The organism is Alphaproteobacteria bacterium (assembly GCA_015231795.1).
Lineage (GTDB): Bacteria > Pseudomonadota > Alphaproteobacteria > Rhodospirillales > WMHbin7 > WMHbin7.
In genome coordinates, this window is sequence record JADGAX010000001.1 from 132,819 (window position 1) to 155,697 (window position 22,879).

Genomic DNA, 22,879 nt, shown 5'->3' on the forward strand with positions numbered 1-22,879 from the left:
ATGGCAACGCTGGGCATCATCGCCGGTTCCGGACGCTTGGCGGAGCTTGTGGCGAGTGCCGCACTTTCTCAAGGCAGAGACGTTTTCTTGTTGGCCCTGGAAGGGCAAGCCGATCCCGCCTTCATCGCGGCGTCGAAATTGCCGCATGCCTGGGTGCGCCTGGGCGCCGCCGGTCAGGGCTTCGACGCGTTGCGAAACGCCAAAGCGTCGGATGTGGTGATGGCGGGCGGCGTTCGCCGTCCCAGCCTGAAGGAACTGGCGCCCGATTGGCGGGCCGCCAAATTCTTTGCCCGCATCGGCCTGGGAGCACTGGGCGATGACGGCTTGCTGAAGGTGGTGATCAAGGAATTCGAGGCCGAAGGCTTCAACGTGCTGGGACCCGACGACATTCTGCAAAGCCTGTTGGCCCGCGAGGGCGCTTATGGGCGTCATGCGCCCGATGAACAAGCCTTGACCGATATCGCCCTGGGCGTTCGGGTCGCCAAGGCTCTGGGGGCCTTGGATGTCGGCCAGGCCGTGGTGGTGCAGCAAGGTTTGGTTCTGGGCCTTGAGGCGATTGAGGGAACGGCGGCGCTGATCGCGCGTTGCAAGGAGTTAAGGCGGGACGGCGAGGGCGGCGTGCTGGTCAAGACGGCCAAGCCGCAGCAGGAACGCCGGGTCGATCTGCCCAGCATCGGCCCGGATACGGTGGCGCAGGCGCATGCGGCGGGTCTGCGCGGCATCGCCGTCGAAACCTCGCGCTCGTTGGTGCTGGACGAAAGTGCTCTGATTGAAAGCGCTGACCGGCTGGGGCTGTTCGTCGTCGGCGTAACCGCATGAACCAGCCCTTGCGCTTCTTTTTGATCGCGGGCGAGCCATCGGGCGATTTTCTGGCTTCCAGACTGATGCTGGCCTTGCAGAGTGCTTCGGATGGTCGGGCCTCGTTTGCGGGCGTGGGTGGCGAGAATATGGCGGCCCAGGGGCTGCAAAGCCTGTTTCCCATCGCCGACCTGTCCGTGATGGGGCTGGTCGAGGTTCTGCCGCGTCTGCCCCTGATCTTGAAGCGCCTCGATCAAACCCTGGCCGCCATCGAACGCTTTCAGCCCCATGCCGTGATCACCGTCGATTCCTGGGGCTTTACCGGGCGCGTCGCCCGCGCCCTTTACAAGCAAGGATCGCGCATTCCCCGCATTCATTATGTGGCGCCTATGGTCTGGGCCTGGAAGGAAATCCGCGCCAAGGGGGTTGCCCGTTACGTCAATCGCCTGCTGGCCTTGTTTCCGCACGAGCTTCCCTATTTCCAGCGTCATGGGTTGGATACGATCTGCGTTGGCCATCCGGTGATCGAAAGCGGGGCCGATGCGGGCGACGCCGAGGCATTTCGCAGCCGCCACGGCATCGGGCGCGATGTGCCGCTTTTGGCCGTGCTGCCGGGCAGTCGCATGGGCGAGGTGAAGCGCCTGCTGCCGGTGTTCGAACAGGCGGTGAAACTGATCGCCAAGCGCCATCCTGGCCTGACCGTGCTGGTGCCAACGGTCGATACCGTGGCGGGGCCGGTGGCTTCGTCCGTCGCCGATTGGTCTGTTCCCACGCTGGTCCTGCGCGGCACGCAAGAAAAGTATGACGCCTTCGCGGCGGCCAGGGCGGCCATGGCGGCATCGGGCACGGTAGCGCTGGAATTGGCCATGGCGCGCCTTCCCCATGTCGTGGCCTATAAGCTGAACCCCATCACCGTGATGGCGGCCAGGAGATTGTTCAAGATACCCTATGTCAATCTGTCGAACATTTTGCTGGAACGTTTGGCGGTGCCCGAACTGCTACAGGAAGAATGCACGCCGGATCGATTGTCCGGCGAGGTGCTGGCCCTGATGGCGGATGGCGAACGGCGCCAGAGCCAGATACAGGATTTGGATGAAGCCATGCGCCGCCTGGGACTGGGAGGGTCGTCGCCCAGCCAGCGTGCGGCGCAAGCCGTTTTGGAGATGATCAAGCCATGAGCCAGTTTCGATTCCTGCACGCCATGATCCGCGTTTTCGATCTGGATGCGTCGCTCGATTTCTACACGCGCCATCTTGGCATGTCGCTGCTGCGCAAATCGGATTACCCCGAGGGACGTTTCACCCTGGCCTTCGTGGGCTATGGCGACGAGGGGGCCAACACCGTGCTGGAGCTGACGCATAATTGGGATCAGAAGGAACCCTACGCCATCGGCTCGGGCTTTGGGCATCTGGCCCTGGGGGTTGCCGATATCTACGCCGTCTGCGAGCGATTGTCGGCGGCAGGTGTCAAGATCGTTCGCGCTCCGGGTCCGATGAAGCATGGCAAAACCGTGATCGCCTTCATCGAAGACCCCGACGGCTACAAGATCGAACTGATCGAGCGGTAGGGTGGGGATTACCCGATCAAGCGGTCATAGTCGGCGTGCGACCCGACCCAGAACCAAGTGACGGCCTCGTCATCCCTAAAGCCCAGCGCCCGCCAGTGAATGCCGACACGCGCCGACCAAGTGCCATGCTTTTCGGAAACGCATTTGAAGTGCAGGCTTTGATGCCAGGGATCGCTTTGCCATAGCGCATAGGCGCGCATGGCTTGGCGCTGGGCGGCAAGCGGCAGAGCCTCGTAATGTTGCCAAAAGGTCTTGGTGGTTCTGGAAATCACCGGGCAGGGCGGTTCGAAGGATCGAAAGAAAACAGCCCGCCCCCTGCCGCCTCGGCACGCGCCTTCGCCGTCATTTCGCCCAATAAACACTGGGTTTTGGCGAAACGCTCATCCCAACCGCGCTCAATCTCCAACTCGTCAAGCAACCGCGCGGCATAAGCCTCCTGCTCGGCCTCGGGCAGTTTGGAAAGTTCGGCGATAGCCTTTTCCAGCATCTTGTTCATGGCCCGAGCATAGCCCAAACACAGGCAAAATAAAAGGGACCCCCACCTTAAAGCGCGCTACACATCTTGATGTCTCCCCCAGGGTGTGCAACTTTTTTGCCAGGGAATTCGCAGGGGCTGGCGTGATGATCGTTCGAGCTCCGGGTCCGATGAAGCATGGCAGCACCGTGATCGCCTTCATCGAAGACCCCGACGGCTACAAGATCGAACTGATCGAGCGTTAGGGTTTGCTTTTCTTGGTCTGCAGAAGCTACTTATGATGATATGTTTTATCTATTTTTAGCTGAGGAATGATCTCACACCATTTATGAAGTTTTGGCTCTGAACTATTTCTGTCATAAGTGATTGAGTAAATCCCAGGCAATTCCTCACCACGGCGATGGGCAAACATGTAATATTTACCATCATATTCGAGCGGATTAAAAATATTATCAATTTTATGATATTGTTCATTGTTTCTTGTCCAGCCAAAATTCAGCCAATCAATATTGCTTATGAAATTTGTAACTGAATCCGATTGTTTCCGTGAATTGTTTTCTTTTATAAAAACAATGTAATTTTGATTAAACCCGCATCCTCTCGATTCACTGGCACTTATTATGCCAATTTTTTCCATTCGCCCATCATTATCAATATCAGATTCCACAAACATTTTCCCAGAAGGATATATAGATTGCCTCTCCATCTCGTCTCCGTAAATATGGTAAGACTTCTCAAATTTCATGGAGCGCACTCTGTCTTCTGATGACAAAAATGGGCGATCATATTTTGAAGTTACCCATGGAAGTATTCTAACTTTATTTTCCACAAACGCTTTACACACGTCATGAATATTCTTAGAACTCTGCTTGTACTTCGTTGGGATGGTTGGCTCGAATGTACAAACAGGCCGTGCATTCTCTTTTTCAAACCACGTAATCAATTTTCCTGACCAGCCTTCATGTGTTGTCGGATGGACGACAACTGCATCTCCATCAATATTTAGCATTATTCCGTCTGAGAAATAATTGAGATCCTCATTTTCATATCCCTCTAAGTATCCGTTTTCCCCCGTTGAAAAATAATCTTCAATGTCTGTGCAATCTAAAATATGCTCAGAAAGACTGTTATGCCAGTTTAGCCGTTGTGCTTTTCTTATGTCGCAAAATCTATAGCCTGAACAAGACCCGCCAGAAATAATGGTAATAAAGTTCCTTGTTTCCCCATTTTTCTTTCTGACTGGAGTAACTCGGTAAAAGGGCTCTTCGTTGTTTTGATTCTTATGCTCTTCAAGAGCATGGTCCTTTAAGTGCCCAGCATTTGCAACTTTTAGCGCTTTTTTGCAAATCGCATCGGCCTTAGCGTCAGAAGGTGCCCAAAGATCGATTTGAAATTGAGGGTCTCTTAGCTGTTCAATCTTTCCAGACAGAAAAAGTTCTCTGCTTCTAGTCCAGTTTCCGATGCAATCTATATTGCCTTTGCACTTCACTTCGCGATTATTTAGCCACACTCGCTGAGCGTTAAGTTGTCGGCTTTGTGCTGCGGGATTGATGAGCGAAATCAATTTGCGATATTCCTTGCTCATTCTTGCATCAAGGAATCCCAGAATATCCGTATCGCAAATGGTTTTCTCTGTTTCTGTATGCGCTTTGTCACAGTCAAACCCAGGCTGATCTGCGATAGCCGAAAAAGAGAAAGCCTGTAAGCACACAATACAACCTAGTATAAATCGCATGTCCTTCTCCAACACGTGCTGCATTCCGCAATAATACATGTAACAATTGGAGTTTCCCATTATATAAGGACTTGATAATGCTAGCGTACGGACCAAGTCTTGATTGTTTCTTGTTTTCTTGAATCACGGACAAAGCTTCCGAAAGGTTTTAGCTTCAGGCGTATGTGATCCGGCAAGCAGACTTGTACTGTTTGATAAGCTCGTTTCAAACTCTAGCCGATGGCCCTAGAGAGTCAACAGGCATTTCTCGTATTAAGATATGCGCAGAACATAGCTTATGCATCGGTTGATTTGCATCAGCACCAATACGCGCGCTACCCGGAAACGCTCGCAGGCGGTTCTCAGGATATGATCGAGGACGTGTTGAATCACGCGGCGCGGACGCGGCCTTCGTCGTCGGCTAAGGCATTCCGCCGTTTGCCCAAATCGCCGACAAGGCCAGCAGCGCGATCAGGCACAAGGCCATGACGCGTTTGATTTGATGGCCGCTTCCCGCGCGGTTGTCGTTGGCGGGTTTCTTGAAGATGTGCTGAAAGGCCGGGGGGCGTCTTGCCCCCCGTCCCGGTTGTTGGCCATGGCGTTTGAAATTGCTCATGGCCCGATGGTTACTTGCGCTGATCCAGGGGAACGAACTTGCGCTTGGGTGCGCCCACATACAACTGGCGCGGACGCCCGATCTTCTGGTCGGTGTCCTCGATCATTTCGTTCCATTGCGACACCCAACCCACCGTGCGCGCCAGCGCGAACAGGCTGGTGAACATGCTGGTGGGAATGCCCATGGCGCGGAAGATGATGCCCGAATAGAAATCGACGTTCGGGTACAGCTTCTTCGAGATGAAATAATCGTCCGACAGGGCGATGCGTTCCAACTCCATGGCCAGCTTCAAAAGCGGGTCGTCATGCATGTCCAACTCGTCCAAAACTTCCTTGCAGGTCTTCTGCATGATCTTGGCGCGGGGGTCGTAATTCTTGTAGACGCGGTGGCCGAATCCCATCAGGCGGAAATTGTCGTCCTTGTCCTTGGCGCGTTTGATGTATTCGTTGATGTGATCGACCGAGCCGATTTGCTGCAGCATGCCCAGCACGGCTTCGTTGGCGCCGCCATGGGCTGGCCCCCACAAGGACGCGATGCCGGCCGCGATGCAGGCGAACGGGTTGGCGCCCGACGATCCGGCCAAGCGCACTGTCGATGTCGAGGCGTTCTGCTCGTGATCGGCGTGCAAGATCAAGATGCGGTCCATGGCCTTGGACAGGACGGGGCTGACCACATAATCCTCGCAAGGATTGGCGAACATCATGTGCAGGAAATTCTCGGCATAGCCCAGCGCGTTCTTGGGATACATGAAAGGCTGGCCCAGCGAGTATTTATAGGCCCAGGCGATGACGGTCGGCATCTTGGCGATCAAGCGGTGCTGCGCGATCATGCGGTCGCGCGGATTGTTGATGTCGATGCTGTCGTGATAGAAGGCGGCCATCGATCCCACCACGGCGCACAGCACGGCCATGGGGTGCGAATCGCGCCTGAATCCGCGATAGAAGAAGTTGATCTGCTCGTTCACCATCGTGTGGTTGGTGATGGTCTTCACGAACTTCTTCTTTTCACCCTCGTTGGGCAGTTCGCCCTTCAGCAAAAGATAGGCGACTTCCATGAAGTCGGAATGTTCGGCCAACTCTTCAATCGGATAGCCGCGATGCAACAGCACGCCTTCATCGCCATCGATGTAGGTGATGGTCGATTTGCAGCTGCCTGTCGAGGTGAAGCCCGGATCGTAGGTGAAAAGATCCATCTGGCTGTAAAGCGAACGGATGTCGATCACCTTGGGTCCGACGGTTCCCGAGTGGAGAGGGAACTCCACCTGCTTTCCATTCGAATTGTTGGTGACTGTGACGGTTTCTTTTGCGCTGGTGCTCATCTTTTTTTCCCTCTTCATGGGGGTGGAAGTTTAGGTGGCTTCACGGACTGCTTTAATGGCTGAGACAAAACGGTTTTGACAAAGATTTGCCCCCAGGATCTCCATGACCTCGAAAATCGGCGGCGAGGTGGTGGAACCGGTCAGGGCGGCGCGCAAGGGCTGGGCCAGATCTCCCAGCTTCATGCCGGTTTCTTCCGAATAATTGCGGGCCAGGGCTTCGATGCCCGCACGGTCGAACGACGGCAGGTCATAGGCCTTGGACAGGAACGCATCCATCTGAAGCGCTCGGTCATTGTCCAAAAGAGGTTGCATGGCCTTGATCGCCTTGGCGTCCAGATTGGGTCTTTCGGCGTAGAAGCGGGCACTCTCCGCCAGTTCGACCAAGGTTTTAGCGCGCTCCTTCAAGCCTTCCATGCCCTTGGTCAATCGCTCGCTTTCTTCAGGCGAAAGTTGGCGACCCAGGCTTTTCTCGATCAGGGGCGCGACTTCCATGGCCAAGCGGGCATCGCTGGCTTGGCGCAGGTAATGCGCGTTCAGGCTAGATAGCTTGGTCATGTCGAAACGCGCGGGCGAACGGCCGACATTCTCCAGATTGAACCAGGAAACGGCTTGTTCGGTGGAAATGATTTCGTCGTCGCCATGGCTCCAGCCCAGGCGCAACAGGTAATTGCGCATCGCTTCGGGCAAGAATCCCATGTCGCGATAGGCTTCCACGCCCAAGGCTCCGTGCCGCTTGGACAATTTGGCGCCGTCGGGTCCGTGGATCAGCGGGATATGGCCGAAAGACGGCGCCGTCCAACCCATCGCATTGTAGATTTGCATCTGGCGGAAGGTGTTGGTCAGATGGTCGTCGCCGCGAATGACATGCGTGACGTTCATGTCGTGATCGTCCACCACCACGGAAAGCATGTAAGTGGGCGTTCCATCAGCGCGCAGCAGCACCATGTCGTCCAACTGGGCGTTGGCCACCTTCACTTCGTCTTGCACTAGATCGGCGACGATCGTCTCGCCTTCCTTGGGCGCCTTGATGCGGATGACCGGCGGAACGTCCTTGGGCGCGTCGGCCGGATCGCGGTCGCGCCAACGTCCGTCATAGCCCATGGGCCGACCTTCGGCCTTGGCCTGTTCGCGCATCAAGGCCAGTTCTTCTTGCGAGCAATAGCAGCGATAGGCCTTGCCCTCGGCCAGCAGTTGACGCGCCACTTCGGCATGGCGTTCGGCCCGCGAGAATTGCATGACGGCGTCGCCGTCCCAATCCAGGCCCAGCCATTTCAGCCCTTCGAAAATCTTGTTGACCGCATCGTCGGTCGAGCGCGCGCGGTCGGTGTCTTCGATGCGCAGCTTGAACTGTCCGCCATGTCGTCTGGCGAACAGCCAGGAAAACAGCGCGGTGCGAGCACCACCGATATGCAGATATCCGGTCGGAGAGGGGGCGAAGCGGGTAATGACCTCTGACATTGAAATAGATCGGTTCCTTCCTAGGGTCCATAATCAGCCGGGCTGGCGGGGGAGGGTACCCCTCCCTTGGGGTGGCTTTGACCTCACCCGAAGATATCTCTAGCACATTCATTGAGCGGTTGCAGCATGAGCCTTGAGGGAGATCGCACAAGTTCTACACCCAGCAAATGGGAAGCGCATAACGTCGCGGCAAGGCGGGGTTGGGAACTTGTTCTGCAGCCTTTTCTGGCCGAACGCGAGCGCTGGCCCCTCTGGTTGCCCGTTCTGAGCGGCTTTGGAATTAGTCTCTATTTCGCATCTGCGGTTGAAATCGGCCTGACCGCCCTAATTGTCTCGTTTTTTGCTGTAGTATCCTTGGCCTTTGGCTTGCGCAAATGGGCGAGCGCCCTGATCCCCCTGGCGGTCGCCGGGGCGCTGCTGGCGGGTTATGCCGCCGCCGCCATTCGCAGCCAGATCGTGGCGGCACCGGTCCTGGAACGGCCCCTGAACATGGCGCTGGTTTCGGGCGTGGTGGCTCATGTCGAGCCGCTTGAGCATGACGGGGCGCGGGTGATCCTTGAACGCTTGTCTTTCGAGAACAGGACTATCCAGGCCGTTCCCCAGCGTATCCGCCTTCGCCTGCCGCTCAAGGCCCCCTTGATCGCTCCCGGCGACCGTATTCGGCTTTACGCCAGCCTGATGCCGCCCACGGGTCCCGTCATCCCGGGCGGCTTCGATTTCGCCCGCCAGGCTTGGTTTCAGAGATTGGGGGCCATCGGTTATGGCATGGGGCAGGTCGAGATTCTGGACGGGGTGGATGACGAGGCCGGTTTTATCGATGGGCTTGCCAAATCGATAGCGCGGCTTCGCCTGCACATCACGAAGCGCATCCAAAGCGAATTGCCGGGAGACAGCGGGGCGGTGGCGTCGGCCCTGATCACGGGCGGCGAGCGCGCCATTTCAAGGCCGCTGCTGGATGCCTATCGCGATTCGGGTCTTGCCCATATCTTAAGCGTCTCCGGCTTGCATATGTCGCTGGTGGCCGGGCTGGTCTTCGTGGGGTTGCGCGCCTTGCTGGCCCTGATCGGCCCCTTGGCGCTCAATTACCCGATCAAGAAATGGACGGCGGTGGGAGCGGCGCTGGCGACACTTTTCTATCTGTTTCTGTCGGGTGCGATGGTGCCCACCCAGCGCAGTTTTTTGATGACGGGCATTGTATTGTTGGGGGTGGTTCTGGATCGCCAAGCCATATCGATGCGCTTGGTCGCCTGGGCGGCGCTGGCCATCTTGCTGACCCAGCCCGAAAGTCTGACGGGTGCTAGTTTTCAGATGAGCTTTGCCGCCGTTCTGGCTTTGGTGGCGGTCTATGAAATCGCCCAGGCGCCGGTTGCGGATTGGCGTCGCCAGAAAGGCGGCTGGTGGCGCGGCGTCGTTCTTTACGTGGCGCTGCTAGCAATGTCGTCGCTGGTCGCCAGCTTCGCCACCGCCCCATTTTCGGCCCATCACTTCAACCGCTTCAATCCCTATGGTCTGGCATCGAACATGTTGGCGGTGCCCTTGTCGGGCGTGCTGGTCATGCCTGCCGCCCTGGCTTCTGTCTTGCTGATGCCGTTGGGTCTGGAACGATTGGCCCTGATTCCCATGGGTTGGGGCGTCGACATGATCAACGCCATCGCCTACGAAACCTCCTCCTGGCCGGGGGCGGGGTTGTCCGTGCCCTCTTTCTCGCAGACGGGGTTTGCCGCCCTGATTGTCGGTGGATTGTGGCTGCTCTTGATGCGCAAAGCCTGGCGCTTTTTGGGACTGCTGGGGATCTGTTTCGGGCTTTCCACGGCGGTTTTTGCCCGTCTGCCCGACCTGCTGGTCGATGGCGGCGGAGGTTTGGCGGCGATCCGTCTTGAAGATGGGCGGATGCTGGTCACGCCGGGCAAGCAAGAACCGATCACGCGTCAGGCTTGGCAGCGTTACTTAGCCATCGATGGCGAAGCGGAATTTTTCGCCGATGGCGCAGCAGAGGGCAAGATGCGTTGCGATTCCCTGGGATGCCGGATTGACGTCAAGGAAGTTGCCTTGGCCTTGACCCATCGTCCCGAGGCCTTGGCGGAAGATTGCGCATCGGCGGACCTGTTGGTAGCCCCCTTCACCTTGCCCAAGGGAAGCTGCCAAGGACCGGCGGTTATCGACCGTCGTCAGCGCCTTGCGAACGGCCCTCATGCGGTTTGGTTGGAACAGGGGAAAATTCTGCGCGTCGAAACGGTGAGGGAAAAACGGGGCGATCACCCCTGGGCGCTGGAGAAGGGCAACAAGCCAAGGCCAGACAAGCCAGACAAGGCTGAAACAAACAGCCTAGCCGAACCGCCGGATTCCGATCCGCCAAACGTCAAACAAGAGGATTCGCTTTAGAAATTTGTTTTAGCTAAGGATTCACGCTTAACTCCGCGTCACCGGGATGCCTCGGAGTTAAGCGATCCTGAGCTAGTAATTGCGCATCAAGCCGACCAGACGGCCTTGCACCTTCACCCGGTCGGGGCCGAAGATTCGCGTTTCGTATTTCGTGTTGGCCGGTTCCAGGGCGATCGAGGCGCCCTTGCGGCGCAGCCGCTTCAGGGTAACTTCGTTCTCATCGACCAGTGCCACCACGATGGCGCCGTTTTCTGCTGTGTCGCAACTGCGGATCAGCACCGTGTCGCCATCCATGATGCCTGCGTCGATCATCGAGTCGCCCTCGATGGTCAGGGCGTAATGTTCGCCGGACCCCATCATGCTCATCGGGATGTCGACGGTGGTGGAATGGTCGTTCATGGCCTCGATCGGCGTTCCGGCGGCGATCTTGCCCCACAGCGGAACCTGGGCCGACGGGTTTTCGACTTGCAGTACGCGCCCAGGAAGCGGCGAACGACTGATCGGCTGGGGTGCGGGCGCCTGAGGCTGCGAGCGCACCAGTTGCGGCGTGAAGCGCTGCGGGGCTTGGCGGGTCTCGGCCCTGGTGTCATGGATGTTTTCCGGCAGGCGGGTCACTTCCAAGGCGCGCGCCCGATGCGGCAGCCGGTTCAGAAAGCCCCGTTCCTCAAGCCCGGTAATCAAGCGGTGAATGCCTGACTTCGATTTCAGCCCCAGCGCTTCCTTCATTTCGTCGAAAGAAGGGGATACGCCGCTTTCCCTGAGGCGCTTTTCGATAAACATCAGAAGTTCATATTGTTTCTTGGTCAACATGTGGCGAACCCCGCGTGAATTTCACACGGATGTTCTAATTTAGTTCGTCCTTAAGGTCAAGGAAAATTTACGGAACGTCTGTGGACCAACCGGGCGACATCAATCCAGGGGCAGAACCGGCACCTGATCGCCCGCCTTGGCGGCTGCCGCCTTAATGGGGCGTAGGATCAAGGCGTTGGCGCTGGCCAGTTCGCTTAACATGGCGCTGTCTTGCGCCTTGCTTGGGTGAACCGCCAATGTTCCGTCCTGGGCGGTTTCGAGACGGGCGCGCAAATATTCCTCTCTCGCCCCACCGGCGGGCAAAGGGGCGGCCAGCTTGGCCGGAACGGGGCTGGCCAGAGCAGGCGAAATCCCCTGAAGCTGCCTTAGCATGGGCTTTAGGAATAGAACGGCGCTGACATAGGCGGAAACCGGATTGCCGGGCAGGCCCAGCACGGGCAGGCCGCCCATGCGCCCGAACATCAAAGGCTTGCCCGGCTTCATGGCGATCTTGTGGAATCCTGCCGAAAAGCCCAGGGCCGCCAGGGCGTCCTTGACCTTGTCGTAAGCGCCCACGGAAACGCCGCCGGTGGTGATCAGCAGGTCGCAGCCCGTCGCACTTTTGGCCTTGGCGACCAGACTGTCGAAATCGTCCTTGGCGATGCCCAGGTCGAAGGCTTCGCCCCCCCATTCCTGGATGCAGGCGATCAGCATCAGACTGTTCGAATTGGGCAGGCCGCCTTCGGGGATCGGCTCGCCCGGCAGGGCCAACTCGTCGCCGGTGGACAGAACGGCCACGCGCGGGCGGCGCGCCACGCCGATCCAGGGCAGGTTCATGGCGGCCAGCAGGGCGATGTCGCGTGCCGTCAGGCGTTGGCCCGCCGCCAACAGGCTTTGCCCCTTGGCGAAGTCCTGGCCTTGCTTGCGGACATGCTGGCCCGCTGGGGCGGGGCGGTCCAGGGTAATGGCCATGCCGTCGGCCTTGACCTCTTCTTGGATAGCGACGCTGTCGGCTCCCGATGGCATGACGGCGCCGGTAAAGATGCGCACGCATTGCCCCTGTCCGACCGTGCCATCGAAAGGGTGACCGGCTGAGGATTCGCCGATCTGGGTCAGGTTAACCCCATCCGCCGAGCGCACCGCCCAGCCATCCATGGCCGAAACGTCGGCAGTAGGGTGGCTGGTCCTGGCCGTGGCGGGCTGCGCCAAAACCCGACCCAACGCCTGCGAGACGGCGACGGTTTCGCTGCCCAAGGGTGCCAGATTGGATAAAACGAGAGTCTGTGCTTCTTCAACCGACAGCATCACTTCGCCTCATAGATTCCTGATTTACCGCCAGATTTGTGCGTCAGCCGAATGTCGGTCAGACGCATACCCTTGTCCACCGCCTTGCACATGTCATAGACGGTGAGGGCGGCGACGCTGACCGCCGTCAAGGCTTCCATCTCCACGCCGGTGCGCCCCGTCACCTTGCAGGTGGCGGTGATGCCAATGGCGTTGGACGTTTCGTCGCATTCCAACTCGACCTTGACCGAGGACAGGGCCAGCGGGTGGCAAAGCGGGATCAGGTCGGGGGCTTTCTTGGCCCCCATGATCCCCGCCAACTGGGCCACGGCCAGCACGTCGCCCTTCTTGACCCCCTTGTCCAAGATCAGCTTCATGGTTTCGGGGGCCATCAGAACGCTGCCCTTGGCGGTCGCCACGCGCTCGGTTTCGTTCTTGTGGCCGACATCCACCATATGGGCATTGCCCTCGGCGTCGAAATGGGTGAGTCCGCTCATGGAAACATCACTCCTTGGCAAGCAGGTCGCGGGTGGCGGATTCAACATCCGCTTGGCGCATCAATGATTCGCCGATCAGAAAACAGTTTGCCCCGGCAGTCGCCATGCGGGCCAGATCGGCCTTGGTCTTAAGACCGCTTTCGGCGATGCCGATCCTGCCGGGAGGCAGTTGGGGCATCAGCCGCTCGCTGGTCGCGATATCCACCTTAAGGGTTTTGAGATTCCGGTTGTTGACGCCGATCAAGGGCGATTTCAAATGGTTAAGGGCGCGCTCGAATTCAATTTCGTCATGGGTTTCGATCAGCGCGTCCATGCCCAGCTCGAAGGCCAGGCTTTCCAAATCGCGGGCCAAAGCGTCGTCCATCGAGGCCAGGATGATCAGGATGCAATCGGCGCCCAGGGCCCTTGATTCCAGAATCTGCCAAGGATCGACCATGAAATCCTTGCGCAGGGCGGGCAGGGGCACGGCTTCGCGGGCGGTCTGAAGATAGGCGTCCTCGCCCTGGAAATTGGGGCTGTCGGTCAGCACCGACAGGCAGGAAGCGCCGCCTTTGAAATAGGCCTGGGCCAAGGCGGCGGGATCGAAATCCGGGCGGATCAGCCCGGCCGAAGGCGAGGCTTTCTTTATTTCGGCGATCAGCCCATAGCGGCCCTGGGCGACAGCCGTTTCAAGGGCCTTGGCAAAGCCGCGGGCGGGGACTTGGCCTCGGGCCAGCCGCTCCATCTCCGCCCAGGGGGTCTTGGCCTTGCGTTCGGCCACCAGTTCCCGTTTTTGCTGGTTGATCCGCTCCAGAACGTCGCTCACGAAGCCACCGGACGGTTGGTGATGGCGACCAGCTTTTCCAGCGTCGCCTTGCCAGCGCCGGAATCGATGGCCTGGGCGGCCATGGCGGCGCCGGATTTCAAGTCCTTGGCCTTGTCGGCCACCACCAGGGCGGCGGCCGCGTTCAACAGCACGATGTCGCGGTAAGGGCCTGCGGCGCCATCCAGAACGGCCATCAGGGCGGCGGCGTTGTAGGCGGGATCGCCACCCACCAGATCGGATTTCTGGGCGCGATCAAGGCCCGCCATTTCCGGCGTCACTTCGAAAACATTGACCGATCCGTTCTTCAACTCCGCCACTTGGCTGGAGCCGGTGGTGGTCAGTTCGTCCATGCCGTCGCCATGCATCACCCAGGCCTTTTCCGACCCCAGGCGGCCCAGCACCTGGGCCATCGGTTCGACCCATTGAGGGGCGAAAACGCCGGTCAATTGGCGCTTGGCGCCAGCCGGGTTGGACAAAGGCCCCAGCAAATTGAAGATGGTGCGGGTTCCCAACTCCACGCGCGGCCCGGCCACATGGCGCATGGCCGAATGGTGCCTGGGGGCCATCAGAAATCCGATATTGGCCTTCCACAGCGCCTCTTCCACCAGGGACATGTCGGCGTCGATCTTGACTCCCATCGAGGTCAGCACGTCGGCGGCGCCCGACTTCGAGGACAAAGCCTTGTTGCCGTGCTTGGCCACCGGGACGCCGCAGGCGGCGACCACCAGCGAGGCAGCGGTCGAGATGTTGTAGGTGCCCGAAGCGTCGCCGCCCGTGCCCACCACGTCGATGGCGCCAGAGGGCGCGTTGATCTTCAAGGCCTTGGCCCGCATGGTGCGCACAGCGCCGGTGATTTCCTCGACCGTTTCGCCGCGCAGGCGCAAGGCCATCAGGAATGCCCCGATCTGGGCGGGCGTGGCGTTGCCCGACATGATGATGTCGAAGGCCTGTTCGGCTTCGCTTTCGTCCAGCCTGACGCCTTGCGCCAAGCGGTTGAGGACAGCCTTCATGGCGGCCAGCGAGTCGGCGGATTGGGCTTGGGTCATCAGGCTGCTTTCTTTTGGACGGGAATGCCCGACAGCGACAGGAAATTGGCCAGCAAATCGTGGCCATGTTCGCTGGCGATGCTTTCCGGATGGAACTGAACGCCGAAAATGGGATGCGTTTTGTGGCTAAGGGCCATGATCAGTCCGTCGGCGGTCTCGCCGGTGATCTTCAGGCAATCGGGCAGGCTTTGGCGCTCGACGATCAGCGAATGGTAGCGCGTCGCCTTGAAGGGCGAGGGGACGTTCCTGAACAGATCTTCGCCGGTGTGATGGATCATGTCCATCTTGCCATGCATGGGCAGAGGTGCTCGGATCACCTTGCCGCCGAAGGCTTGGCCGATCGCCTGATGGCCCAGGCACACGCCCAGTAGCGGTATCTTGCCCACCGCCGCCTTGATCAGGGGCAGGCAGATGCCCGCCCGGTCGGGATCGCAAGGACCGGGCGAGATAACGATGGCCTTGGGGGCTAGCGCCAGCGCCTGATCGACCGAAAGCTGGTCGTTGCGCTGGACCTCGACGGGCGCTCCAAGATCGCCCAGATACTGCACCAGGTTCCAGGTGAAGCTGTCGTAATTGTCGATAAGCAGAAGCATGCGTTGCGTCCTTGATGGGTAGGCGAGGATACTCTCGCTTCAGAATCGGTCAAGCCCAAGGCCTTGCGGGTCGATGGCGGGGGATTTTCCGTCCAGGATGTCGGCCAGAAAACGGCCAGCCCCCAGTCCCATGGTCCAGCCCAGCGTGCCGTGGCCGGTGTTGAGAAACAGCCCTTTGACCTGCGTCCTTCCCATGATGGGCACGCTGTCGGGCGTGACCGGGCGCAGGCCCGTCCAGAATTCAGGATCGCTTCCCGCATCGGGAAACAGATCCAGGGTCTTTTTCAAGATAAGCCCCGCCCGGAAGTCGTTCATCGATGTGTCGTGGCCCGAGAATTCCGCCGTTCCCGCCGCCCTTAGCCGGTCGTTCAGGCGCGAATAGACCATCTTGTGCTCGTCGTCGGTCAGGCTGAGCGACGGCGCGCCCGAACCCGCCTTCAGCGTCACCGAATAGCCCTTGGCGGGCACGACGGGAACCTTGATTCCCAAAGGCGACATGATCCGGGGCGAGAAGCTGGCCATCGCCACCACGCAGGCCTGGGCCTCGATGCGGCCCTTGCCGGTCAGCACCGCCCGGAAATGGCCGCCTTGGGTCTCGATGACGTCGATCCTTGTATCGAACTGGAAGGTCGCGCCCAACCCCTGGGCCAAGCGGGCCAGTTCCTGGGCAAAGCGGCAGGCGTCGCCGCTTTCGTCCTCGGGCGTGAAGATGCCGCCTTTGAGCGAAGGGCGAGACGACGCCAAGGCAGGTTCCTTGGCGATACAGGCCTCGGTATCAACCACTTGACGGTTAAGGCCGAAGGTTTTCATGGTCTCGGCGGCCCGGCAGGCCAAGTCGAACTCCCGCCCGTCGCGATAGATGTGCAAGATGCCCTCGGCCCTGCGGTCGTAATCCAGCTTGCAGCTTTGATTCAGTTCTTTCAGCAGGGCGCGGCTGTACAGGGCCATGCGCAAAGTGCGCTCGGTATTGATGGCGGTGCGCGGTTTCGTGCAATTGGCCAGAAAGCGCAAGCCCCAGGCCCATAATTCGGGGTCGAAACGGGTCAGGCGCCACAAAAGCGGGGCGTCCTTGCGCCCCAGCCATTTGATGGCCTTGAACGGGGTGGCCGGGTTGGCCCAGGGTTCGGCGTGGCTGGCGGAAATCTGGCCACCATTGGCGAAACTGGTTTCCTGGGCGGGGCCTGGCTGGCGGTCGATGACGGTGACCTCGTGCCCATCCTTGGCCAGCCAATAGGCGGTCGAGACGCCGACGATGCCCGCCCCCAGCACGATCACGCGCATGGCGTCCCCCTATGGGTTTGCAAGGCCGAGATCATCTGCTGACGCACCGCCGTCCAATCGTCGGGTTTTGCTTGGCGAAACAGGCGCAGGCTTGGATACCAAGGACTGTCCGTCCGCCCTTCCAGCCAACGCCATTCGGCGGCATAGGGCAGAGCCATCCAGACGGGAGCGCCCAGGGCGCCCGCCAGATGCGGCACCGACGTGTCCGAAGCGATGACCAGATCAAGCCCGGCCAGCAGGGCCGCCGTTTCCGCGAAGGGGACCGTATCGGCGTCCACCTCATGGCCCAAATCGAGCGCCTGATCGCCCATGGCGGCCAGAAACGCGCCCAGGCCATTGGCCTGCAGGCAAACGATTTTTGCGTCTTGCCTTGCATGCGCCACTTGGGCAAACAACTCAAGCCCGGGCGAGCGCCAGTCTTCGCCCCTGTATTTGGCGTTGCCCTGCCAGACAAGGCCGATCTTTAGGCCTGAAACGCTGTCCAGCCAGCGGCGCTTTTCCAAGGCCAAAGCGGGATCGGCTTTCAGATAGGGAATGTTGGCGGGGATTGTTTCCAAGCTGGTTGCGAATGCCGTGGGCAGGCTTAGGAGCGGGCAATGGCAATCGAAAGCGGGCAGAGCAGTTCCTTGGGCGACGATCTGGTCAACTCCGTCCAGCGAGCGCATCAGGGGGACCAGCGGCGCTTGAACCTCAAGGATCACTCTTGCCGCTCCCTTGTCCTTGACCAACGGGGCGTAACGGCAGAAATGCAAGCTGTCGCCCAAACATTGCTCGCCGTGCAGCAGAATGGCTTTGCCGGTCAGGCTCTCGCCTTGCCATTGCGGTTGGGCGAAGGGACGGGGCGGCATGTCGGGCCTGCGCCAGCGCGCTTCATAGGCCTTGAACCCTTCGATCAGATGCCCCTGGGCCAGCAAGGTCATGCCCAGATTGCATCGCGCCTCGGCATGGCTGGGGGCCAGCGACAGACAGCGGCGATAGGATGTTTCGGCATCGGCCCGCAGCCCCATTTCATCTTGCACCAGGGCCAGATTGTTCCATAAATCCGCCCGCCCCGGTTCCTGGCCGATGGCGCGCCGGGCGCATTCCAGGGCATTGCCGAAATGGCGCCGGTCGCGCTCGAGCAGGCTAAGGCCCGACAGCGCGCCGACATGCAGGGGGGCCAATTTCAAGGCCGCCAGGTAATAGCCCATGGCCTCTTCCACCCGGCTCATGCGGGCCACCAGATTGGCCAGATTGACCAGGGGGTCGGGGTCGGAGGGGGCTAGGCTGACGGCTTGCGCCAGAACTGGCAAGGCTTCGTTCATCCGCCCCAGATCGGCTAGGCACATGCCCCTGGAATTCAGGGCCGAGGGCGTGCCCAACTCGCCAAGGGTTGTCAAGGCGTCGCCCGCCTTGTCTTGCTCGCGCAGGGCTTCGGCCAGAAGAACCAGAATTTCACCATCATTCGGCGCCTCGTTCAGCGCCAGGCGATAGAAATCCTCGGCGGCGGCACTTTGGCGCTCGCGGTGCACGGCCATGCCAAGCGAGAGATATTTCTCGGCCAATGGGGATCGCATGGACAGCCAGACACCTTTGCAAGACGGGTTCAGGGGGTATAGCCTAGTGGCATGCAGTTCAGCAACCAAGCCCTTCTTGGCATAGCGGAAATGTCCAAAGCCGATAGCTTGGCCGCCGAGGGGGGCGTGCCTTCCTCGCGGCTGATGGAGGCGGCGGGGTGGGCGGTCGCCATGAATGTGCGCAAACGTTTCCCGCCCTGCCGGGTTCTGGTGCTGGCTGGCCCCGGCAATAATGGCGGTGATGGCTTCGTGGCGGCTCGCTATTTGCGCCATTGGGGTTGGCCGGTGCGGGTGGCGCTTCTGGGCGACGCCAGGGCGTTGAGGGGGGATGCCGCCCTGAACCTTGAGCGCTGGGAAGGCGAGACCGAACCCTTGGCCCTGTCTTGCCTGGAAGGGGCCGATCTGGCGATCGACGCCTTGTTCGGAGCCGGTTTGACCCGCCCGCTGGAAGGCGTGGCACGACAAGTGATCGAGGCGCTGGCGGTTCCCGTGGTGGCGGTCGATATCCCAAGCGGGATTTCTGGCGATGACGGCCAAGTGCTGGGCGCGGCGCCCAAAGCCTGCCTGACGGTTACCTTTTTTAGGAAAAAGCCCGGCCACTGTCTGATGCCAGGGCGGGGATTGTGCGGCCATATCGTCGTGGCGGATATCGGCATTCCCGATGCCGTGCTGGACGTTATCAAGCCGCAAGCCTTTGAGAATGGGCCGGAACTTTGGAATATGCCCCGCTTGGCCGCCGATGCGCACAAATATGCGCGGGGTCACGCCTTGATCCTGGGCGGCGAGATGACCGGGGCGGCGCGCTTGGCCGCTGGCGCGGCGCGCCGGATCGGGGCGGGGATGGTCACTTTGGCCGTGCCGCAAAAGCTGATGCCCATCTATGCCAGCGCCTGTGCGCCGGGCGTGGTGCTCAAGCCTTGCGATAAGCCGGACGATTTGGCGGCCCTTCTGGAGCCTGGAAAAATTTCGGCGGCGCTGGCCGGACCCGGCCTGGGTGTGGGCAAGACCACGCGTTCGATGGTTGCCCAATTGCTTGAAGCCGGATTGCCGCTGGTTCTCGACGCCGATGCGCTGACCACTTTCGAAGGCAGGCAGGACGACCTGTTTGACAACCTGCACCACCCGGCCTTGCTGACCCCGCATGAGGGTGAATTCAAGCGTTTGTTCGAACGATCCAGCGACAAGCTAGCCTCGGCCCGTCAGGCCGCCCGCCATGCCGGGGCCACGGTGCTGCTGAAGGGGGCCGATACGGTGATCGCTTCGCCCGATGGGCGCGCCGTCATCGAAACCCAGGCGCCGCCCTGGCTAGCCACCGCCGGATCGGGCGATGTGCTGGCGGGGATTGCCGTGGGGTTGATGGCCCAGGGAATGCCACCGTTCCAGGCAGGCCAAGCCGCCGCTTGGCTGCACGGCCAAACCGGACTCAGGGCAGGCGAGGGGCTGGTGGCCGAGGATTTGATCGGCGAATTGGGCAAATGAATAAGGCCGGGGGTTGCCCCCCGGCCTTTTCAATACTTGTCGGTTCTGCTCAGCCGCGGATGCTGCGCAGGAAGCCGTCGACCTTCGAACTCATCTCGTCCGAATTGTGCGACAGCGTGTTGGCGGCTTGCAGCAAGTTGCGGGCCGACTGGCCGGTCTCGCCGGCGGCCTGATTGACCCGACCGATCGTGTCGGTCACTTCCTGGGTACCGGTGGCCGCCTGCTGGACATTGCGAGCAATTTCCTGCGTGGCCGCCCCCTGTTCCTCAACCGCCGTGGCAATTGCTGACGCGATCTCATTGATTTGAGCGATAATCCCAGAGATACCCTGGATCGCGTTCACGGTTTCCTTGGTGGCGTTCTGGACGCTGGTGATCTGGGTGGTGATTTCTTCCGTCGCCTTGGCCGTCTGGTTGGCGAGGCTTTTGACTTCGTTGGCGACCACGGCGAATCCCTTGCCCGCATCGCCGGCGCGGGCCGCTTCGATGGTGGCGTTCAGGGCCAGAAGGTTGGTTTGCGACGCGATGTCGTTGATCAGCTTGACCACTTCGCCGATTTTATTGGCCGCCTGGGCCAGCCCCTGGACCATGGCGTTGGTGCGGTCGGCTTCGTGCTGTGCGTTGTTGGCGATCTGGGCCGATTGGGTGACCTGACGGCTGATTTCCGTGATCGAGGAGGACAATTCCTCGGCCGCCGCCGCCACGGTCTGGATGTTGACGGTGGCTTCCTCGGCCGCCGCCGCCACGGTGGTGGACTGTCTCGACGTTTCCTCGGCCGTGCTTGTCATCGACTGGGCGGTCGATTGAAGCTGGGTGGCGGCGCTGGACACGGAAGAGACGACCCCCTTGACCTCGCGCTCGAAAAGATCGGCCTTGCCGCCCAGTTCCTTGGCGATGATGGCCGCCGTGTTGGTGTCGGTGTAGACCGAGATGGCGACGCTCATGTCCAAGAGCGCCACCTTGTTGATGGATTTGACGACTTCGGCCAGCATTTCGGGCTTCTTGCGGTAGGTTTGCACCGCCAGTTCGAACAGTTTGGATAGGGTGAAGCTGTAACCGCCGACATACCAGCCGGGCGCCAAGCCGATCCTCTGGTGGACTTGTCCGATGATCTGGGCGGAACGCAGGTACGTATCGTCGAAATTGCCCGAAAACACGTTCTTCAGCCAGTGATCCTTCTGGCGGGCGCGGGCGTGCGTCAGAATCTGCTGGTTGGGAAACATGCGCGACAGGTTGGCGTAAGAGGTGACGTAGCCATAGAACCCGTCCAAAATCTTGTCGATATTGGCAGCCAGGACGCCGTTAAAGTCCCGCAGGCAGGAGATGGTTTTTTCGTCGATTTGGTAATACTTCGTACGTTCGCCCATGCTGGCGAATTCGGCATTTTGCTCACTCGACATGATCCGTACCTCTAAATTAGAAAATGATAACTTTTTGTTTGGCTCAGCGTCTTCAGGCTATATGGCGCATTCCAGGCCGCGCGCATCGTGAAAAACACGTATTATTATTTATCATAGTTGGCTGCGGCGCGCCAGAAATTCCAGCATATTTAATAAGGATATAAATATCCGCTAGGCTGGAATGCGAGGTGGCGCTTGGCCAAGCCTCGATTTTACCTGTTTACCTTAAAGCGCTTATGCTATAGGAGCGGGCTTCGGCAAGCGCGGCTTGGCTGAAAGGCGCGGGCGTGGCGGAACTGGTAGACGCGATGGATTTAGGTTCCATTGCCGCAAGGCGTGGGGGTTCGAGTCCCTTCGCCCGCACCATCCAGGCCCGTGCGATGCCTACCCGCGCAGACTCTACACGCAAGTTTTCTTTTTCATCAAGGATTGGCAGTCGATGCAAGTTACCGAGACCAATGTTGACGGGCTCAAGCGTTCCTACAAAGTGACCGTGCCCGCGGGACAAATTGAGACCTTGTTGGTCGGCCGCCTGACCGAGGTTGGCAAGCAGGCCAAGGTGCCCGGTTTTCGCCCCGGCAAAATTCCGATGCCGATCCTGCGTAAGAAATATGGTTCTTCGGTGATGAGCGAAGTCCTGGAACAGGCCGTCAATCAGGGCGCCAGCCAGGCAGTGACCGAAAACAACCTGAAGCTGGCCATGCGCCCCAATATCGAGGTGACGAGCTTTGCCGAAGGCGGCGATTTGGAATTCACCGTGGCGTTGGAGACTTTGCCCGAATTCACGCCGATGGATTTCAAGTCGATCACGCTGGAGCGCTTGAAGGTCGAGGCCCAGGAATCCGAGATCGCCGAGGCGCTCGAGCAATTCGCGCAGTCGCGTTCGACCAGCGAGGCGGTGACGGATGACCGCCCCTCGCAGTCCGGCGACATCGTGGTGATCGATTTCGTGGGCAAGCTGGGCGACGAAGCCTTCCAGGGCGGCACCGCCGAGGGCTACGAGCTTGAACTGGGATCGAACACCTTCATTCCCGGCTTCGAAGAGCAACTGATCGGCGTCAAGGTGGGGGCCGAGGTCAAGGTCAACGTCACCTTCCCCGAGGCCTATCAGAACGACAAGCTGGCGGGCCAAGCCGCCGTTTTCGAAGTCAAGCTGCATGGTCTGAAGAAGAAGGTTCCGGCCAAGGTCGACGACGAGATGGCCAAGACGATGGGCCTGGAAAATCTCGATGCGGTCAAGAAGGCCATCAAGGAACAGATCGAGCGCGATTACGAGCGTCTGGCCCGCATGAAGCTGAAGCGCGCCTTGCTCGACAAGCTGGCCGACGGCCATGATTTCCCGGTCCCGGCGGGGCTGCAGGACTCGGAATTCCAGGCCATCTGGAAGCAGATCGAGGAGGCCAAGGCCAAGGACCAACTGGATGAGGCCGACAAGGCCAAGAGCGAGGACGAGCTGAAGGCCGAATATCAGGCCATCGCCGCCCGTCGGGTGCGTCTGGGCATTCTGCTGGCCGAAGTGGGCCGTCTGAACAATGTCCAGATCCAGCAAGACGACCTGAACCGCGCCTTGGTTGCCGAAGCGCGACGCTTCCCCGGCCAGGAAGCCATGGTCTTCAAGTACTACCGTGAAAATCCCGATGCGATCGAAGCCCTGAAGGCGCCGCTTCTTGAAGAAAAGGTGGTTGATTTCATTCTGGAGCTGGCTCAGATCAGCGACAAGCCGTCTTCGCGCGACGAATTGATGCAAGACGACGACGCGCCCGCCCAGCCTAGCGACAAGCCCAAGAAGAAGTCCGCCAAGAAGAAGGCCGAGGAGGCTTGA

21 protein-coding genes, 1 tRNA gene and 1 pseudogene are annotated in these 22,879 nt (G+C 59.9%); 8 read left to right on the top strand and 15 right to left on the bottom strand.

The annotated features are described in order from the left end of the window. From lpxI to gloA, 3 genes are read left to right on the top strand one after another with little or no spacing between them, the layout of a single operon-like run. Positions 1-819 carry a UDP-2,3-diacylglucosamine diphosphatase LpxI gene (gene lpxI / locus HQL44_00585; GenBank protein ID MBF0267065.1) on the top strand — a complete coding sequence of 273 codons (819 nt, stop codon included), beginning with the start codon at positions 1-3 and terminating at the stop codon, positions 817-819. Then, positions 816-1,976 (top strand): lipid-A-disaccharide synthase, encoded by a 1,161-nt coding sequence (gene lpxB, locus HQL44_00590; GenBank protein MBF0267066.1) that lies wholly within the window; start codon positions 816-818, stop codon positions 1,974-1,976. Before lpxI ends, lpxB begins: the two co-directional genes overlap by 4 nt. Next, positions 1,973-2,365, top strand: coding sequence for a lactoylglutathione lyase (gene gloA, locus HQL44_00595; protein ID MBF0267067.1), 393 nt, complete (start codon positions 1,973-1,975; stop codon positions 2,363-2,365). The genes lpxB and gloA overlap by 4 nt, the downstream gene beginning before the upstream one ends. A gap of 8 nt (positions 2,366-2,373) precedes the next feature. On the opposite strand, the gene HQL44_00600 is transcribed toward gloA, so the two are convergent. Both HQL44_00600 and HQL44_00605 read right to left on the bottom strand, forming a co-directional pair. Next, complete coding sequence (locus tag HQL44_00600; GenBank protein MBF0267068.1) at positions 2,374-2,637, bottom strand: hypothetical protein; 264 nt, start codon at positions 2,635-2,637, stop codon at positions 2,374-2,376. Next, positions 2,634-2,861, bottom strand: a complete 228-nt coding sequence (locus HQL44_00605) for a hypothetical protein (protein ID MBF0267069.1) — start codon at positions 2,859-2,861, stop codon at positions 2,634-2,636. Before HQL44_00605 ends, HQL44_00600 begins: the two co-directional genes overlap by 4 nt. A gap of 116 nt (positions 2,862-2,977) precedes the next feature. On the opposite strand from HQL44_00605, the pseudogene HQL44_00610 reads away from it, so the two are divergent. Then, positions 2,978-3,085: pseudogene (locus HQL44_00610) on the top strand (lactoylglutathione lyase). Between the two features lie 26 nt (positions 3,086-3,111). Here the strand turns inward: HQL44_00610 and HQL44_00615 are convergent. The 4 genes from HQL44_00615 to HQL44_00630 form a co-directional block, all read right to left on the bottom strand. Continuing rightward, entirely contained in the window at positions 3,112-4,599 is a 1,488-nt protein-coding gene (locus HQL44_00615) for a DUF1311 domain-containing protein (GenBank protein MBF0267070.1), read from the bottom strand. Positions 4,600-4,975: 376 nt separating this feature from the next. Next, on the bottom strand, positions 4,976-5,170 hold the full coding sequence (locus HQL44_00620) for a hypothetical protein (protein ID MBF0267071.1): 195 nt from the start codon (positions 5,168-5,170) through the stop codon (positions 4,976-4,978). Positions 5,171-5,180: 10 nt separating this feature from the next. Then, positions 5,181-6,488 (bottom strand): citrate (Si)-synthase, encoded by a 1,308-nt coding sequence (gltA, locus tag HQL44_00625; GenBank protein MBF0267072.1) that lies wholly within the window; start codon positions 6,486-6,488, stop codon positions 5,181-5,183. 30 nt (positions 6,489-6,518) lie between these two features. Then, positions 6,519-7,946 carry a glutamate--tRNA ligase gene (locus HQL44_00630; GenBank protein MBF0267073.1) on the bottom strand — a complete coding sequence of 476 codons (1,428 nt, stop codon included), beginning with the start codon at positions 7,944-7,946 and terminating at the stop codon, positions 6,519-6,521. 354 nt (positions 7,947-8,300) lie between these two features. On the opposite strand from HQL44_00630, the gene HQL44_00635 reads away from it, so the two are divergent. After that, positions 8,301-10,328, top strand: a complete 2,028-nt coding sequence (locus HQL44_00635; GenBank protein MBF0267074.1) for a ComEC/Rec2 family competence protein — start codon at positions 8,301-8,303, stop codon at positions 10,326-10,328. Between the two features lie 72 nt (positions 10,329-10,400). On the opposite strand, the gene lexA is transcribed toward HQL44_00635, so the two are convergent. The 8 genes from lexA to HQL44_00675 all read right to left on the bottom strand — a co-directional run bounded on the left by lexA (position 10,401) and on the right by HQL44_00675 (position 18,179). Beyond that, the gene (gene lexA / locus HQL44_00640) at positions 10,401-11,138 is read right to left on the bottom strand and encodes a transcriptional repressor LexA (protein ID MBF0267075.1); all 738 of its coding nucleotides are present in this window, start codon (positions 11,136-11,138) and stop codon (positions 10,401-10,403) included. A gap of 99 nt (positions 11,139-11,237) precedes the next feature. Beyond that, positions 11,238-12,422 (bottom strand): molybdopterin molybdotransferase MoeA, encoded by a 1,185-nt coding sequence (locus HQL44_00645; protein ID MBF0267076.1) that lies wholly within the window; start codon positions 12,420-12,422, stop codon positions 11,238-11,240. Continuing rightward, complete coding sequence (gene moaC / locus HQL44_00650; GenBank protein ID MBF0267077.1) at positions 12,422-12,898, bottom strand: cyclic pyranopterin monophosphate synthase MoaC; 477 nt, start codon at positions 12,896-12,898, stop codon at positions 12,422-12,424. The genes HQL44_00645 and moaC overlap by 1 nt, the downstream gene beginning before the upstream one ends. 7 nt (positions 12,899-12,905) lie before the next feature. Then, positions 12,906-13,703 carry an indole-3-glycerol phosphate synthase TrpC gene (trpC, locus tag HQL44_00655; GenBank protein MBF0267078.1) on the bottom strand — a complete coding sequence of 266 codons (798 nt, stop codon included), beginning with the start codon at positions 13,701-13,703 and terminating at the stop codon, positions 12,906-12,908. Next, complete coding sequence (trpD, locus tag HQL44_00660) at positions 13,700-14,749, bottom strand: anthranilate phosphoribosyltransferase (protein MBF0267079.1); 1,050 nt, start codon at positions 14,747-14,749, stop codon at positions 13,700-13,702. Before trpD ends, trpC begins: the two co-directional genes overlap by 4 nt. After that, positions 14,749-15,342, bottom strand: coding sequence for an aminodeoxychorismate/anthranilate synthase component II (locus HQL44_00665; GenBank protein MBF0267080.1), 594 nt, complete (start codon positions 15,340-15,342; stop codon positions 14,749-14,751). Before HQL44_00665 ends, trpD begins: the two co-directional genes overlap by 1 nt. Before the next feature lie 39 nt (positions 15,343-15,381). Then, the gene (locus HQL44_00670) at positions 15,382-16,623 is read right to left on the bottom strand and encodes a D-amino acid dehydrogenase (GenBank protein ID MBF0267081.1); all 1,242 of its coding nucleotides are present in this window, start codon (positions 16,621-16,623) and stop codon (positions 15,382-15,384) included. Continuing rightward, a complete protein-coding gene (locus HQL44_00675) occupies positions 16,614-18,179 on the bottom strand; it encodes a tetratricopeptide repeat protein (GenBank protein MBF0267082.1) in 1,566 nt (521 codons plus the stop codon). The genes HQL44_00670 and HQL44_00675 overlap by 10 nt, the downstream gene beginning before the upstream one ends. Positions 18,180-18,230: 51 nt before the next feature. On the opposite strand from HQL44_00675, the gene HQL44_00680 reads away from it, so the two are divergent. Continuing rightward, a complete protein-coding gene (locus tag HQL44_00680) occupies positions 18,231-19,658 on the top strand; it encodes an NAD(P)H-hydrate dehydratase (GenBank protein ID MBF0267083.1) in 1,428 nt (475 codons plus the stop codon). A 49-nt stretch (positions 19,659-19,707) separates the two neighbouring features. Here the strand turns inward: HQL44_00680 and HQL44_00685 are convergent, their stop codons facing one another. Continuing rightward, the gene (locus tag HQL44_00685) at positions 19,708-21,057 is read right to left on the bottom strand and encodes a globin-coupled sensor protein (GenBank protein MBF0267084.1); all 1,350 of its coding nucleotides are present in this window, start codon (positions 21,055-21,057) and stop codon (positions 19,708-19,710) included. 281 nt (positions 21,058-21,338) lie between these two features. On the opposite strand from HQL44_00685, the gene HQL44_00690 reads away from it, so the two are divergent. Continuing rightward, a tRNA-Leu gene (locus HQL44_00690) sits at positions 21,339-21,423 on the top strand. A gap of 73 nt (positions 21,424-21,496) precedes the next feature. Further along, entirely contained in the window at positions 21,497-22,879 is a 1,383-nt protein-coding gene (locus tag HQL44_00695) for a trigger factor (GenBank protein ID MBF0267085.1), read from the top strand.